This is a genomic window from Halobacillus andaensis, from assembly GCF_014636475.1.
Lineage (GTDB): Bacteria > Bacillota > Bacilli > Bacillales > Halobacillaceae > Halobacillus_A > Halobacillus_A andaensis.
The window spans coordinates 83,293-99,150 of sequence record NZ_BMEL01000002.1; the positions used below are offsets into that span (position 1 = coordinate 83,293).

Annotated in this window: 11 protein-coding genes, 2 tRNA genes and 1 pseudogene; 11 read left to right on the forward strand and 3 right to left on the reverse strand. The window is 44.3% G+C overall.

From position 1 onward, the window contains the following. Positions 1 to 2 precede the first annotated feature (2 nt). A complete protein-coding gene (gene serA / locus IEV27_RS07910; protein ID WP_188376935.1) occupies positions 3 to 1,586 on the forward strand; it encodes a phosphoglycerate dehydrogenase in 1,584 nt (527 codons plus the stop codon). 695 nt (positions 1,587 to 2,281) lie between these two features. On the opposite strand, the gene IEV27_RS07915 is transcribed toward serA, so the two are convergent. Next, positions 2,282 to 3,097 carry a histidinol-phosphatase gene (locus IEV27_RS07915; protein WP_188376936.1) on the reverse strand — a complete coding sequence of 272 codons (816 nt, stop codon included), beginning with the start codon at positions 3,095 to 3,097 and terminating at the stop codon, positions 2,282 to 2,284. A gap of 158 nt (positions 3,098 to 3,255) precedes the next feature. Between IEV27_RS07915 and IEV27_RS07920 the strand changes: the two genes are divergently transcribed. The 4 genes and pseudogenes from IEV27_RS07920 (at position 3,256) to dnaB (ending at position 8,030) form a co-directional block, all read left to right on the forward strand. Beyond that, entirely contained in the window at positions 3,256 to 4,200 is a 945-nt protein-coding gene (locus IEV27_RS07920) for a YybS family protein (protein ID WP_188376937.1), read from the forward strand. 35 nt (positions 4,201 to 4,235) lie between these two features. Next, positions 4,236 to 6,190, forward strand: a pseudogene (locus tag IEV27_RS07925) (DHH family phosphoesterase). Further along, positions 6,187 to 6,633 carry a 50S ribosomal protein L9 gene (gene rplI, locus IEV27_RS07930; protein WP_188376938.1) on the forward strand — a complete coding sequence of 149 codons (447 nt, stop codon included), beginning with the start codon at positions 6,187 to 6,189 and terminating at the stop codon, positions 6,631 to 6,633. The pseudogene IEV27_RS07925 and the gene rplI overlap by 4 nt, the downstream one beginning before the upstream one ends. 35 nt (positions 6,634 to 6,668) lie before the next feature. Beyond that, on the forward strand, positions 6,669 to 8,030 hold the full coding sequence (gene dnaB, locus IEV27_RS07935) for a replicative DNA helicase (protein WP_188376939.1): 1,362 nt from the start codon (positions 6,669 to 6,671) through the stop codon (positions 8,028 to 8,030). A 305-nt stretch (positions 8,031 to 8,335) separates the two neighbouring features. Here dnaB and IEV27_RS07940 read toward each other — a convergent pair whose 3' ends face one another. Next, positions 8,336 to 9,190, reverse strand: coding sequence for a Cof-type HAD-IIB family hydrolase (locus IEV27_RS07940; protein ID WP_188376940.1), 855 nt, complete (start codon positions 9,188 to 9,190; stop codon positions 8,336 to 8,338). Beyond that, positions 9,187 to 9,957: a DeoR/GlpR family DNA-binding transcription regulator gene (locus IEV27_RS07945; RefSeq protein ID WP_188376941.1), complete on the reverse strand. Its 771-nt coding sequence runs from the start codon at positions 9,955 to 9,957 to the stop codon at positions 9,187 to 9,189. The genes IEV27_RS07940 and IEV27_RS07945 overlap by 4 nt, the downstream gene beginning before the upstream one ends. Positions 9,958 to 10,189: 232 nt before the next feature. Between IEV27_RS07945 and IEV27_RS07950 the strand changes: the two genes are divergently transcribed. The 6 genes from IEV27_RS07950 to yycF all read left to right on the forward strand — a co-directional run bounded on the left by IEV27_RS07950 (position 10,190) and on the right by yycF (position 15,853). Then, the gene (locus tag IEV27_RS07950; RefSeq protein ID WP_188376942.1) at positions 10,190 to 11,479 is read left to right on the forward strand and encodes an adenylosuccinate synthase; all 1,290 of its coding nucleotides are present in this window, start codon (positions 10,190 to 10,192) and stop codon (positions 11,477 to 11,479) included. A 70-nt stretch (positions 11,480 to 11,549) separates the two neighbouring features. Next, the gene (locus tag IEV27_RS07955; protein WP_188376943.1) at positions 11,550 to 12,089 is read left to right on the forward strand and encodes an LOG family protein; all 540 of its coding nucleotides are present in this window, start codon (positions 11,550 to 11,552) and stop codon (positions 12,087 to 12,089) included. Between the two features lie 78 nt (positions 12,090 to 12,167). Continuing rightward, positions 12,168 to 12,244, forward strand: a tRNA-Asp gene (locus tag IEV27_RS07960). Positions 12,245 to 12,296: 52 nt separating this feature from the next. Continuing rightward, positions 12,297 to 12,369: transfer RNA gene (locus tag IEV27_RS07965), tRNA-Phe, on the forward strand. A gap of 311 nt (positions 12,370 to 12,680) precedes the next feature. Beyond that, positions 12,681 to 14,081 carry a M23 family metallopeptidase gene (locus IEV27_RS07970; protein ID WP_188376944.1) on the forward strand — a complete coding sequence of 467 codons (1,401 nt, stop codon included), beginning with the start codon at positions 12,681 to 12,683 and terminating at the stop codon, positions 14,079 to 14,081. A 1,067-nt stretch (positions 14,082 to 15,148) separates the two neighbouring features. Then, positions 15,149 to 15,853 (forward strand): response regulator YycF, encoded by a 705-nt coding sequence (gene yycF / locus IEV27_RS07975; RefSeq protein WP_188376945.1) that lies wholly within the window; start codon positions 15,149 to 15,151, stop codon positions 15,851 to 15,853. Positions 15,854 to 15,858 lie beyond the last annotated feature (5 nt).

The following is a 15,858-nucleotide window of genomic DNA, read 5'->3' on the forward strand; positions in this document are numbered from 1 at the left end:
ACATGTACCGTGTACTTATAAGTGATCCACTAAGCGAAGATGGAATAAAGCCATTACTTGAAGCCTCAGATGTAGAAGCTGTTATGGATGCCTCCTTATCTCACGAAGAACTGTTGAAGGAAATCAGTACGAGTGATGCATTAATTGTCCGCAGTCAAACACAAGTTACACGCGAATTAATTGAACATGCTCCTCAACTAAAAGTCATCGGACGTGCCGGGGTTGGCGTGGATAACATTGATTTAGACGCTGCCACGGATCACGGTGTCGTCGTTGTTAATGCGCCTGATGGAAACACGATTTCAACAGCAGAGCACACGATGGCTATGCTGATGTCGCTTGCGCGTAATATTCCACAAGCTTATCATCAACTCAAGCAGAACCGATGGGAACGTAAAAAGTTTGTCGGCGTAGAGCTTAAGAATAAGACATTAGGGATCGTTGGATTTGGACGTATTGGTAATGAGGTAGCCCAGCGTGCGAAAGGCCACCGCATGAAAGTCATCGCGTTTGATCCATTTTTAACAGAAGAAAAAGCGAATAAAGCCGGTGTGCAACACGGTACGCTGGAAGAAGTGCTGCAGCAGGCAGACTTTCTAACTGTACACACACCATTAATTGAAAAGACAAAGCATTTGATTAATAAAGAAACCATCCAGCTGATGAAGCCGGGAGCACGTATTCTTAACTGTGCACGCGGTGGAATTGTGGAAGAAGATGCGCTGTATGAAGCCATTGAAAACGGAAAAATTGCTGGGGCGGCACTTGATGTGTTTGAAGAAGAACCAGCGATTGATCATCCATTATTGTCATTAGAAGAAGTCATTGCGACCCCTCACTTAGGAGCAAGTACAGTAGAGGCTCAAGAAAACGTAGCAACAGACGTTAGTCTCGATGTTATGGATGTCCTTCGCGGAGGCGCTGTGAAGCATCCTGTAAACATGCCGTCTGTTTCTTCAGAAGTGATGGAGCAGCTGGCCCCTTATTTCACATTAGCTGAAAAACTAGGAAGCTTTCTTTCCAACGTGACAGATGGAGCACTGGAAAAGGTAAACGTCTATTATTCTGGAGATCTACTGGATGTAGATACGACGCCGTTAACTAGAATCTCCGTTAAAGGGATCTTGAAGCGTTACATCGGCGAACGTGTGAATGATGTAAACGCGTATAAGACGGCTTCCGACAAAGGAATCGTCATTAATGAACAAAAATCAACGTCCACCAAAGGGTTTACGAACCTTGTGACGATCGAAATTGAAACCGACCAGGAAAAGCGTACGATTTCCGGTACATTGTTAAACGGATTAGGAGCTCGTATTGTGAAGCTCGATGAATACTCTATTGACGTTGTACCAGAAGGGCACTTAATTGTGATTCACCACAAAGACCAGCCAGGTGCCATTGGACGTGTAGGCAGCTTACTTGCTGAGCACCACGTCAACATCGCAACGATGCAGGTTGGACGTACAAACCAAGGTGGAGAAGCTGTCATGGTTCTCACTGTTGATAAAGCAGTTGAAGAAGATTGTCAGGAACAGCTTGGCGGAGTAGCTGATATTCAGCAGGTACAATGCTTAACGCTGTAGAATAAGTAACAGGCAGGCCGATACACGGTCTGCCTGTTTTTTTATCCTGTAGAAACTTTAGTTTTGCCTTGGACGTGTGAACATTCCTTGCTTTAGGAAGAGTAAAGGGTTTTAGGAAACGACTCCCTTTCCGTGGGCGAATGGTGTGCCTCCTCAGGCTTTATCAGCCCTCCAGGGTCACACCTTCTTCGCATTTCCCGCAGGAGTGTAGCCGTTTCCTAAAACCCTTTTTCGATAAAAGGTCACTAGATAAAGTAGAGTCCATGCTCTTCAAGAAGGATCCATACTTCAATGGTTCCGATACATAAGGAAGGAAAGGTAATACCGTGTTTGCAACTTCCATCCAAACATTTTTGGACATTAAAGGGCTGGGTCAAAACCATCATTCAAAAATAAATTCCATGCCGCGTAGTCAACATACGAAGACTCCTGCGGGAACGGCATGAGTCCGAAGACCCCACAGGAAAGCGGTCTTTGCTTTCTGAGGAGTCTGAGGCCGTGCCCGCGGAAAGCGAAGGATGTTGACGAAGCGGTGACGGCTACATACAGAAAGACCCGAGCACATTCGAATGAATGGTTCGGGTCTCTCTTGGATAAATTATCGTTTTACTATGACTTATGGTGTGATTTTTTACTTTATCAATCGTATAAAAACGATTTTTGCTCATAAAATGGAAAAACAATCATAAGGGGGATTAATCAATCTTCTCTACACGAGCCTCACGCTGCGTAAAGACGTGCACTTCGTCATAGCCAACCGAGCGGGCAAAGTCGATCGCGTCTTCATAAGCGTATCCGAGGTGGTCCGGTTTGTGGGCATCAGAGCAGAGAACAATGCCGATGCCTTTTTCCTTACAAATGCGCAGCAAGTCGGGATCCGGGTACATCTCACCCACAGGCTTTCGTAATCCGGCCGTGCTGATTTCGATGCACGTGCCGGTTTTCGCTAGTGCGTCAGCAGCCCGTTCATATTGTTTTAGCAAAAATTCCCGGTCATCCGGACGATAACCGAATACTTTAATCACATCGATGTGTCCGACGAAATCAAATAAACCTGATTCTGCCAGCGTCACGACACGATCAAAATATTGACGGTACACTTCTTTTAAATCACGTTTTTCATATTCTTCACGGAAAATGGCAAGGTCGATGCCCCATTCATCAATCCAGTGTACGGAACCAATGACGTAGTCGAACGGATGAGCATCAATGAATGCTTTCATTTCTTTTTCTTTTCCGGGCATGTAGTCCATTTCAATTCCCATCTTAATGGGAAGGCCGGCTTCGTTGGCTTCATCAAACATTTGCTGATAGGTTTTGAAATCAAGGGTTCGACGGTTCTCGACCCACTCATTCGATAAAATATCTCTCGTTTCCTGGAAAAAGTAGGCGTGTTCAGAGATTCCCAGCTCTTCAATGCCTTCTTGCTTTGCTTTTTCGATATAAGTGCGTAAGTAGTCGACGGATAAATCGCCGGTTTCTGCCATATGAACATGATAGTCTGTGCGCATGATTGCCTCCTAGGTTCTAAGTGTTTCACCTATCATATCAAACTAGCAGTCTAGAAACAAAACGTCTTCGATGTAAGTAGCTGAGAGAAGAAGAGATTGGGTTTCCTATGTTAGAATAGGGAAGTTAGTATAGATAGAAAATTGAGGAGTATGAAACCATGAATGATACGAGAAAAATTACAGAAGGGGCTTTAATGACTGGGTCTTATCTGCTATTGTTGTTGATAATTCTATTTACCCCGATTATAGGGTCCATTTTCCTATTTATTTTACCAGTACCCTTTATCTTTTACAGCTACAGACATGGCTGGAAACCGGGTGTGCTTATGTTTGTTGCTGCTATGGTCTTTTCATTAATCTTTGCGACCGTCTTTTCTTTACCGGTTACATTGCTTTCAGGAATAGGCGGATTGTTTATCGGTGGCTCCATGTATAAAAAGCGCAGCTCCTACGAAACGTGGGCTGCAGGGACGATCGGTTTTATTATCGGTCTTGTCGCGGTGTATTTAATCTCGCAGCTCTTCTTTGGCATGAACTGGGCAGAAGAGATTCGTACGGCTCTTAGAGAAGCGGTTTCGATGACCGAAGGATTGATGGGGGCTCTAGGAGGCAGTGAAGGTGCAGAAGAGCAGTTGGCGGCTTTAGAAGAGCAAGTGGCTGCCCTGCCTGATTATTTACCTAGTATTTTTGCTTTAGGCGGCATTATGTACGCGTTTGTCAGCCAGTGGCTGAGCTATAAAATCATTAATCGTGTAGAAGGGAAAAAGTTTCATTTTCCGGCTTTTCGTAACTTTAACCTTCCAACCTCCGTATTATGGTATTACTTTTTTGCGTTAATTTTTACATTAGTGTTCGCCGAAAGTAATGATATCTGGTATTTAGCGGCCATTAATGTATTTACGCTGACGGGGGCATTTCTTGTGCTGCAAGGCTTTGCTTTTATTTTTTACTATACCTATGTAAAAGAGAAGTCAAAGGCCCTTCCGATCCTGGCAATTGTTGGTTCGTTACTTTTCCCAACAATTCTAATGTATCTTGTTCGAATCTTAGGTATAATTGATTTAGGATTTTCGCTTCGAGAGCGTTTGCAGGCGAAGAAATAAAGATCGCTCGTATTTGATGGCAGGAGTTGAATGACATGCCGAATATTTTTAAAAAACCGACCATGAGCGGCCACTTGTGGGTAATCTATACGATATCACTGATCCTTCTCGGTTTCATTTGGTATTATCAGTGGATGCTCGGATTAATGATGATGCTCTTATTGGCCGGTTCGATCTTTTACAGTGTTCGAACAGAACAAAATATGATCAATGAAACAGAAGAATATATATCGACTCTTTCCTATCGAGTGAAAAAAGTAGGAGAAGAGGCGCTGTTAGAAATGCCCATAGGGATCGTGCTTTATAGTGAAGATTATAAGGTCGAGTGGGCGAACCCCTATATGAACAAGTTTACGAAAGAAGATACGATTGTAGGTGAATCGTTGAACGATTTGTCTGATGATTTGGTTTCCTACATTAAAGAAGATCATGGAGAGGTGTGGCTTGAGATCGATGAATACAAGCTGCAAACGTTAGTGAAAAGAGATGAGCGTCTCCTTTACTTCTTTGATCGCACCAACCAGACAAAAATTCATAACTTGTACAAAAATGAGCAAACGGTCCTTTCGATCATTTTCTTAGATAACTATGAAGAGATTACGCAAGGCATGGATGATACAGCGAAGAGTCAAATCAACTCTCAAGTCACCTCCATCTTAAATAAGTGGGCGGGCGATTACGGGATTTACTTGAAACGAACGTCTCAAGAACGCTTTATGGCTGTTATGAATCAAGAGATCCTGCAGGCACTCGAGCGTAATAAGTTTGATATTCTTGATGATGTGCGCGAGTTAATTACGGATCAAAATGTTCCGCTTACACTCAGCTATGGAATAGGCGTGGGGCCTGTGAGCTTGCTCAGTCCAGTCTTGACTTAGCACTTGGACGCGGAGGCGACCAGGTAGCGATCAAGGATGACACGGGTAAAGTTCGTTTCTACGGTGGAAAAACAAACCCAATGGAAAAACGCACGAGGGTTCGTGCACGTGTGATTTCCCACGCCATGAAGGAGCTTGTGCAAAACAGTGAGCGTGTCCTGATTATGGGGCACAAATCTCCTGACATGGATGCCGTTGGCGCCTCCATCGGAATTTTAAAAATTGCGCAGGCGAACCAGAAAGAAGGAAATATCGTGCTTGACCCTGATGATATCGATACAGGGGTTCAGCGCATGATTGAAGAAATCGAGAAAGACGATGAATTGTGGTCGAACTTCATTACACCTGAAGATGCGATGGAGCTTGTCACGAACGATACCCTGCTTGTCGTCGTCGATACGCATAAGCCTTCATTAGTGATGGAAGAAAAACTGTTGACGAAAACAGAGCATGTCGTAGTCATTGATCACCACCGTCGAGCAGAAGAGTTCATATCGGATCCGACGCTTGTGTATATGGAGCCTTATGCTTCTTCCACAGCAGAGCTTGTTACTGAATTGCTTGAGTACCAGCCGAAGAAGCTTAAGCTGTCTATGCTGGAAGCTACAGCTTTATTATCAGGAATTATTGTAGATACGAAGGCTTTCACGTTACGAACAGGTTCACGGACGTTTGACGCCGCTTCCTATTTGAGATCTAAAGGGGCAGATACCGTTCTCGTGCAGAAGTTTATGAAAGAAGATATCGATGTCTATGTACAGCGCAGTCGTTTAATTGAAAAAGCAGATATTTATCGTGAGGGTATTGCGATATCAGCCGGGGAACACGGAGAAGAATATGGTCCTGTGATTATCGCTCAAGCTGCTGATACACTGCTTACGATGACAGGTATTGTATGTTCATTTGTCATTTCCGAACGTAAAGATGGACGAATTGGAATCAGCGCACGCTCGTTAGGTGACATTAACGTGCAGGTGATTATGGAACGTATGAATGGGGGCGGGCACTTAACCAATGCAGCCACCCAGCTTGAAGATACAACGATTGAAGATGCCAGAGCTTTATTGCAAGATATAATTGACGAGTATTTTGAAGGAGGAGACGAAGAATGAAGGTAATTTTCACATCAGACGTAAAAGGTAAAGGTAAGAAAGGTGAAATCAAGAACGTCTCTGACGGTTATGCACGCAACTACCTTTTAAAAAATAACTTAGCGGTTGAAGCTACAGGCGGCAACCTTAAGGCCCAGCAAGCCAAAGATGCGAAGGAAGAACAGAAAGCGGAAGAAGTGAAGAAAGAAGCCGAGCAGCTTAAAGAAACGCTTGCGGATCTGGAAGTGAAGCTTGTAGCTAAATCCGGAGATAACGGCCGCTTGTTTGGTTCGATTACGAGTAAGCAAATCGCAGAGCAGCTAAAGAAATCCCACAACATTAAAATCGACAAACGTAAAATTGAACTGGACGAACCGATCCGTAACCTTGGGTATACGAACGTTCCCGTTAAGCTTCATAACGAAGTGACAGGGACGATCCGTGTCCATGTGGCCGAGAAGTAAATGTTCTTTTGCGCACGTAGAGGAGGAAACAGCTAGTGAGTGAATTATGGAATGACCGTACACCGCCGCACAATATTGAAGCTGAGCAGGCGGTTCTTGGTGCGGTCTTTTTAGAGCCTGAAGCGATGTCTACAGCTGCGGAATATCTACTTCCGGAAGATTTTTACCGGGCTAGCCATCAGCGGATCTTTGAAGTAATGCTCACGCTTTCTGACCGTGGGGAGCCGATCGACCTTGTTACGGTAACCACAGCGTTATCCAATAACAAAGTGTTAGAGGAAGTAGGCGGCGTTTCTTATTTAAGTGATATCGCGAACTCCGTTCCAACGGCAGCCAACATTTCATACTACACAAAGATTGTCAGCGAAAAGTCAACGCTGCGTGGATTGATTCGTACAGCGACTAATATCGTAACGAGCGGCTTCGCCGAAGAAGAGAATATTGAAGATGTACTGAATGCGGCTGAGAAAGAAATCCTGGAGGTGTCCCAGCGAAAAGATTCCGGCGCGTTTAAAAACATTAAAGACGTGTTAATCGATGTGTACGACAACATTGAACAGCTTCATAACAATGATGGGAACACGACCGGTATTCCTACAGGTTACCGCGACCTGGATCAAATCACATCAGGATTTCAGCGAAATGATTTGATCATTATCGCTGCGCGTCCTTCCATGGGTAAGACCGCCTTTGCGCTTAACATCGCGCAGAACGTAGCGGTGAATTCAGATGAAAACGTCGCGATCTTCAGTTTGGAGATGGGGGCCGACCAGCTTGTTTCTCGTATGTTATGTGCTGAAGGCAACATTGATGCCCAGCGTCTGCGTACAGGGTCCATGGAAGCTGATGACTGGAATAAGCTGACGATGGCCATGGGAAGCTTATCCAATGCCGGCATTTATATTGATGATACACCTGGTATTCGAGTGAACGAAATTCGCTCCAAATGTCGTCGTCTTAAGCAGGAACACGGCCTTGGCATGATCTTGATTGACTACCTGCAGCTCATCCAAGGAAGCGCGAATTCTAAGGAAAACCGTCAGCAGGAAGTGTCGGAAATTTCCCGATCGTTAAAAGGGTTAGCCCGTGAATTAAATGTCCCGTTGATTGCTCTTTCTCAGCTCTCTCGTGGCGTTGAATCCAGACAGGACAAGCGTCCGATGATGTCAGACCTTCGTGAATCGGGTTCGATTGAGCAGGATGCGGATATTGTCGGCTTCTTGTATCGTGACGATTACTATGACCAGGAGTCTGAAAACCAAAATATCATTGAAATCATCATATCCAAGCAGCGTAACGGTCCGGTCGGAAACGTCGAACTGGCCTTTGTGAAGGAATACAATAAGTTCGTCGATCTCGACCACCGCTACACCGATGCTGACGTGCCGCCGGCATAAGAGCAACAACGATGGATGAGCAGTAAATGAAGTGAGAGCGCTACAGCGGTGCAATGAGTATCTGCAGTAGATAAAGTGAGAGCGCCACCGCGGTACCTGGTACCGTCAGCACTTTTGCCGCGTGAGAGCTGATACCATCAGCACTCTTGCCGTAAAAGAGCGGTAGCGTCAGCACTCACACCATAAAAGAGCAAAACAAAAGCCTTTCATCCCATTACAGCAAAAGAGGATGAAAGGCTTTTTTATATTCATCACTCACCGTTACGCCTCCTATAGCAGGAGTTACGCCGGCTCGTGAATGAACGCTAGGTTAACCAGTGGGAGATCGCATGAGCGACTCCGTGTTCATCGTTTGTTTTCGTTACAAAATCACTCGCTTCTAAGACTGAATCCCTTGCATTCGCCATAGCCGCCCGGTGTCCCGCCACGTTAAGCATCGAGAGGTCGTTTGGGCTGTCGCCGATTGCGGCTGTATCGCGCAGGGAGTAGCCAAAGTGAGCAGCGAGTTTTTCTAAAGCGATACCCTTTGAAGCGTACTTGTGTTCAAGCTCAAAATTGTGAATGCCTGAGCTGACGAGTGTTACATCCTCATACCCTTCAAACTTACGCCAGCCTTTGTCTCGTTTTTCTTTTTCAAAGGAGAAAGCGAGCACGTTGTATAAGGGAACTCCAGCTTGAACAATTTCCTTGTAGGAAGGGACTTTTTTAAAACCTGTCTGCCCGAACTGTTTAGCGAGGGAATGTTCAAGCTCAGCTATATTCGCGTCAGGGTTCGCTGTTTTAATCCGGTCGAGCTCAATATACAGCAGGTCGCGTCCGTTTTCTGGCGTAAGAATGGCGTCATCGCTAAAGACTTCATAGTAATAGTCTTCCGCTTCAAGCCAGCTTAAGATTTCTTCGGCATCGTTTGGCTGGATCGGAACGGAATCGAACAGTTCTCCTTCAGGGGTATGAATCGTAGCTCCATTAGCGCCAATGACCCATGTGGTGAGGCCCGTTTTTGAAAAAACTTCTCGTACGTCGAATTCGGCACGTCCTGTCGCTACGACAATTTCCACCCCTTCCTGCTGCGCTCTTTGAATGGCTTCTAAATTTTCTTGGCTGATTTCACTTTCGTTATTTAAAAGGGTGCCATCTAAATCAATCGCAATCATCTTCATCCTGCTTCCTCCTCCGTCACTAATAACTCCACCTGGTTATGTTCTAATAGCTGTTGAAACTCTTCACTCGGCGTCCGGTCGGTAATGAGGAGATCCACGTCTGCCAGTTCGGCGTATTGATAAAAATCGGTAACGCCAATTTTCGTATGGTCAGCGAGAACGGTCACTTGCTGCGCCTGTTCGGTCATCTTCCGCTTCACCATTCCATCTTCTTCATGGGCAATCGTAAGCCCGTGTTCTGAGATGCCGACGACTCCGATAAAGGCGTGATCGACATAATACTTAGAAAGGCGTTCAATGACAGAAGTGCCGTACAAGAATCGATGCTCCTTGTTTAGCTGGCCGCCTAATAAATGAATGTCCGCATGTTTGTTATGAGACAAAAGATCGGCTAAATTAATCGAGTTCGTAATGACGGTTAAGTCTATATCTTCAAGCTGTGCAGCGCAGGACTGCACGGTTGTAGAGGCATCGAGTATCACCTTATCTCCGCTTCGTATAAGAGAAGCTGCCTTGCGTCCAATCGCCAGCTTCTCTTCAGACACCGTTTGAAGCCTGTTTGAGTAGTCTTTTACTTCATTATGACTCGTTGGTAAAATAGCCCCTCCCCGCGTCCGCACAATGGCTCGCTGTTCTTCTAATTTAACGAGGTCTCTCCTCGCCGTGTCCCTTGAAACATGAAACAGCTCACAAATCTTTTCGACTGAGATTCGTTTGGTCTGTTTTACATACTTAAGAATCTCAATTAAGCGTTCCTCTTGATACAAAGCACCCACCGTCCTTACTTATTCTATAAGTTATTATAAGTATTTATGACAATTTAATCAAGCAATTTAAGTTTTTGTAAGTAAATATAAGTAATCATGAAATTGAGATAAATCGAACATTACGATAATATTAAATTTAAATGTTCGTGTTTTGCGTTGACGTACGTCTCTAAAATTGATAAACTGACGATGGAATTAATGAAATAGTAAATTTTACAGGCGGAGGTGCCTTATGTCTTCAGTAGTAGTCGTCGGAACCCAATGGGGAGACGAAGGTAAAGGTAAAATAACAGATTTTCTATCACAAAATGCTGAGGTTGTTGCGCGTTATCAAGGCGGAAACAACGCAGGCCATACGATTAAATTTGACGGAATTACGTATAAGCTGCATTTGATTCCATCCGGGATCTTTTTTGACGATAAGGAATGCGTGTTAGGAAACGGCATGGTGATTGACCCGAAAGCCTTATTAGAAGAACTTCAATACTTACATGATAAAGGGGTATCGACGGACAATCTGCGCATCAGTAACCGCGCGCACATTATCCTTCCTTACCACTTGAAACTAGATGAATTACAGGAAGAACAAAAGGGTGCGAATAAAATTGGTACAACGAAAAAAGGCATCGGCCCGGCTTACATGGATAAAGCGGCTCGTACCGGTATTCGTATTGCTGATTTGCTTGATAAAGAAGAGTTCCGTGAGAAGTTAAAGCAGAACCTTGCGGATAAGAACCGCTTCTTTGAAAAAGTGTACGAAACGACGCCATTTACCGTAGAAGAGATTTTAGAAGAATACTATGATTATGGTCAGCAAATCGCTAAATATGTATGCGATACGTCTGTTGTCCTTAACGACAACCTTGATGAGGGACGCCGCGTTCTTTTTGAAGGTGCTCAAGGCGTAATGCTTGATATTGACCAGGGAACGTATCCGTTTGTTACATCATCAAACCCGATTGCCGGAGGTGTAACAATTGGTTCTGGTGTGGGTCCTTCAAAAATCAAGCACGTAGTCGGCGTTTCTAAAGCGTATACGACACGTGTCGGTGACGGTCCTTTTCCAACAGAGTTAGAAGATGAAACAGGCGATAAAATCCGAGAAGTAGGAAACGAATATGGTACGACAACAGGACGTCCACGCCGTGTCGGCTGGTTTGACAGTGTCGTTGTACGCCACGCCCGCCGTGTAAGCGGCATTACTGATTTGTCTCTTAACTCCATTGATGTGTTAACAGGCATTCCAACATTAAAAATCTGCACCTCCTACAAGTACCGCGGTGAGATTATGGAAGAATTCCCGGCCAGCCTGAAAGTATTGGCTGAGTGTGAACCTGTCTATGAAGAACTTCCAGGATGGGATGAGGATATTACAGGCGTGCGTTCCTTACACGAACTGCCTGTAAATGCGAGAAACTACCTGGAGCGTGTCTCTCAATTAACAGGTATTCCGCTTTCGATCTTCTCCGTAGGACCTGATCGTTCACAAACAAACGTCGTACGCAGTGTGTACAGCGAATAATTTCATAAAAGAGCACGTCTTCCTTATAATAAAGGGAGACGTGCTTTTTTAGATGGAAGGAGGACCCATGATGAAACGTATCAGTGTGTTTGCTGGATCCAGTGCGGGCAATGATCCAGAATTTACAGAGCAGACGAAAATACTTGGAAAAGCTTTTGCAGAAAAAAACATTGAGCTTGTTTATGGTGGCGCCAAAAGTGGATTAATGGGGGTTATGGCAGATACTATTCTAGAACATGGCGGTCAGGTGACGGGGATTATGCCGACCCCCTTATTTGAAAAAGAGATAGTGCACCCAGGCGTCACGACGTTCATTGAAGTCGATACGATGCATCAGCGAAAAGAAAAGATGAGTGAGCTTGCCGATGGGTTCATCGCCTTACCAGGAGGTTTCGGAACGCTGGAGGAATTATTTGAGACGATCACATGGGCACAGATTGGTCTTCATGAGAAACCGGTCGGTCTCTTTAATATTCAAGGGTACTATTCACCTGTACTTGAGTTAATGGATCACGCGATTGAAGCTGGGTTTGTTTCCTCTGAGAGCCGTAACATTTTACTAGAATCTGCTGACGGTCACGACCTGCTTTCCCTGCTGGAAAATAAGTAAATGCAAAAATCTATTGCGTAATTTTAAAAAGGTATGGTATGATATTCTTCGTTGCGGTAAAGAAGAATCATCATACGTGGTCCGGTAGTTCAGTTGGTTAGAATGCCTGCCTGTCACGCAGGAGGTCGCGGGTTCGAGTCCCGTCCGGACCGCCACTTATATTTTTCATACTAACAGCTTCGTCGAAACTATTTAAATACTAACCATGGCTCGGTAGCTCAGTCGGTAGAGCAACGGACTGAAAATCCGTGTGTCGGCGGTTCGATTCCGTCCCGAGCCACTCCAAAAAACGCCAGCGAACAAAATGTTCGCTGGCGTTTTTTTATGTACATATACTATATTCCTATAATTGTAAACGACATGCAATAATAGATGAATTATTTACCAATAAAAAGAGTAATATTACACTTTTTATGTGATTTTATCCTTTGAACATGAGATTTTTGGAAACTTTATTATAAATACATTACATCATTTAATAACTATTCAATCGACTTTCTTACTATGGTAAATTGGTAAAGTGTCAAAAAATACGAAAAAAAGACAAATATACAGATAAAGAGAGAGAAGTTGACATAGGGGGAAGTGAACGTGAAAGAGACGACGGGACTTTGGAAAAAAGCTTCCGCGATTGCATTGCTTGGCGTTAGTTTAAGTTTTGGAACAGTCTATGCCGAAGACAACCTACAAACTGTTTACCACGTATATGTTGGTGATAAACATGTTGGCGTAGTTGATCAGAAAAAACAGGCAGAGGATACGGTTCAACAACACTTAGATGAGGCACAAGAAGAGAATGAAGACTATGACGTGGAGCTTTTAGATGAAGTATCTTTCGTACCGGAGAAAATCTTCTCACCATCGCATGATTCCGACAAAACCATGCGTGAGCTTGAAGAATCCATAGAAGTAGGTGCAGCTGCAGTTGAATTATCTGTAGAAGACGAAACGGTGGCTTATCTTCCAAGTGAACAAGAAGCAGATGAAGCGGTGCGTAAGTTGAAAGAGCAGTATGTTGATGCAGAAGATTTAAAAGAAATAGAGAATCGTGACGAGGATGAAAACCCAGAGATTGATGAATCTACGATTATCGATGTCGAGCTATCAAACGACGTAAACTTTGAAGAAAAAGTAGTAGATCCGTCTGAGATGAACGACGTGGATGAAGCGCTGGAAGTCTTACAAGAGGGAACAACAGAAAAAGAGGTTCATCAAGTGGAAAAAGGGGAAGTTCTGGGAGAAATCGCCTCTGAATACGATTTATCTGAAAAAGAATTGCTTGAGCTTAATCCAACGTTAGATGAAGATGAGCCTGTGCAAGTTGACCAAGAGATCGAAGTAACAGAGACAGCACCTTTAACGGACGTTTTAATTAAGGAAGAGGGAATAAAAAAAGAGAAAATTCCTTATGAAACAGAAGTAGTCGAAACCGACGACTTATTAAAGGGTGAAAAAGAGACAAAGCAAGAGGGTAAAGACGGCGAAAAAGAAATACATTACTATAAAGATAAGACAAATGATCGCGAGACGGACGAAGGCACGATAGAAGAGAAAGAAATCTCCAAACCTAAGAAAGAAATCGTATTAAAAGGCACAAAGGTCATTCCTTCGAAAGGGACGGGGGATTTTGAATGGCCGGCCGTAGGTGGAACCATCACCAGTAAGCAAGGCGAGCGATGGGGATCCTTCCACAAAGGCATTGACATTGCAGGCGTGAAAGATCTTACAATCAAAGCGGCTGATAATGGCAAAGTAACCGAAGCAGGAAAGAGCGGAGCTTATGGGAATAAAGTAGTGGTTGATCATAACAACGGCTACAAAACGATCTATGCTCACCTCAAATCCATTGATGTTCAAGTGGGAGACACGGTAGAGAAAGGTTCTTCTCTAGGAGACATGGGTAACACAGGCCGCTCGACTGGAGTTCACCTGCACTTTGAAGTTTATAAAGATGGATCGTTAGAAAATCCATTGGACCACATTCAAAAATAAGCTGCTAAACAGCAGCGTCAGCTTGTAGAGAAAACCTTTTCTCTACAAGCTTTTTTGTTTTTTTATAAGAGGGTGAATATTCCTTGTGATAGAAAGAGTAAAGGTTGTAGGAAACGACTCGCTTTCCATGGGCGAATGGTGTGCCTCCTCAGGCAAACGCCTTCCGGGGTCCCACCTTATTCGTATCTCCCATAGGAGTCTCGCCGTTTCCTACAACTTTTTTCGATAGTTTTTTAAATCTCCTCGTTAAGTTTAATTTTCTTGTTTGTTTCACGGGAGCGACATAATGAATTGGAAATGGTCACGATGGGAATGAAAAGTTGAACGTAGTTCGTTCACCTAAAAACCGACGGGTTGTGGTATTGTCGCTTGCGCACATAAAGAGGAAGTTTCGAGAGACGCTGAGGACAGCTGTCTCTTTCGAACAAGAAGAAGCGTCTTGTTTTATCTAAAGGAACTTTTAAGGAGCGAGGACCCTTCCACTCCTGCGGAAGAACGAGTGAACCGAGATCGCCGAGCGCGGGTTTCGCGAGGAAGCTCGGGCGCTCGTCCGCGGAAAGGGAAGGGTTCGAGGCCACTGAAAAACTGAAGGTTTAAAAGTAATGAAACGGCCCGTATATGAGTTGTATGTCTATACAAACCGAGTTGAAGTTCTCGCTGTTTTGAAAGTAGAGTCCTCCTTGTACAAGAAAAAGAGTGATTTTCTTTTATAAATGAAAGAAAATCACTCTTTTTAGACAGGACACTGTTGATTCGACAATGAGCGATCGGTGGTGACGCCTGCGGGAACAGCGCGAGCCGAAGATCCACTTGGTCGAGTGGTTTTCTTGACCAAGTTAGCTGAGGCCGTGCCCGCGGCAAGCATCCACCGACAAGCGATTCGTGGAATAACAACAAACTTTGACAGCTTCTATAGAATAGACAGGACTTTTTCAGTGGCCTCAAGGGTCCTTCGCTCCCGGCGTCACTACAAAGCGCAGAAGCTTTTTTGTAATGTAAGACATTTCTGCGGAAATAAGTTAAAATGATAGAAAGAATAGAAGTTGATAAAAAGGAAGTGACTGAAGATGGCACAGAAGATCCTAGTAGTAGATGATGAAAAGCCAATTGCAGATATATTAAAGTTTAATTTAGAAAAAGAAGGTTATGAAGTCGTGTGCGCTTACGATGGGGATGAAGCGATTCGTAAAGCGAATGAGGAAAATCCTGAATTGATTTTACTCGACATCATGCTCCCAAATAAAGACGGGAATGAAGTCTGCCGCGAAGTTCGAAAAACCCAAGCCATGCCGATTATTATGTTAACAGCAAAGGATGCTGAAATTGATAAAGTTCTCGGCTTGGAAATGGGAGCTGATGATTACGTTACGAAACCATTCAGCAACCGGGAGTTAATTGCCCGCGTAAAAGCGAACTTGCGCAGGCATCAGCAGGAGCCGGAAGATCAATCGCAGCAATCGAAGGATATTACGATCGGCCGTTTAGCGATCCATCCTGATGCTTATACAGTAACGCGTGATGGTTCATACATTGAGTTAACCCATCGTGAATTTGAACTTCTTCACTACTTAGCCCGTCATATTGGACAGGTGATGACGCGTGAGCACTTGCTGGAAACCGTGTGGGGCTACGATTATTATGGGGATGTACGTACGGTAGACGTTACAGTTCGTCGACTGCGAGAGAAGATTGAAGAAAATCCAAGTAACCCCGCGTGGATCGTTACACGCCGTGGGGTCGGGTACTATTTAAGAAATCCAGAGCAGGAGTAGTGTTA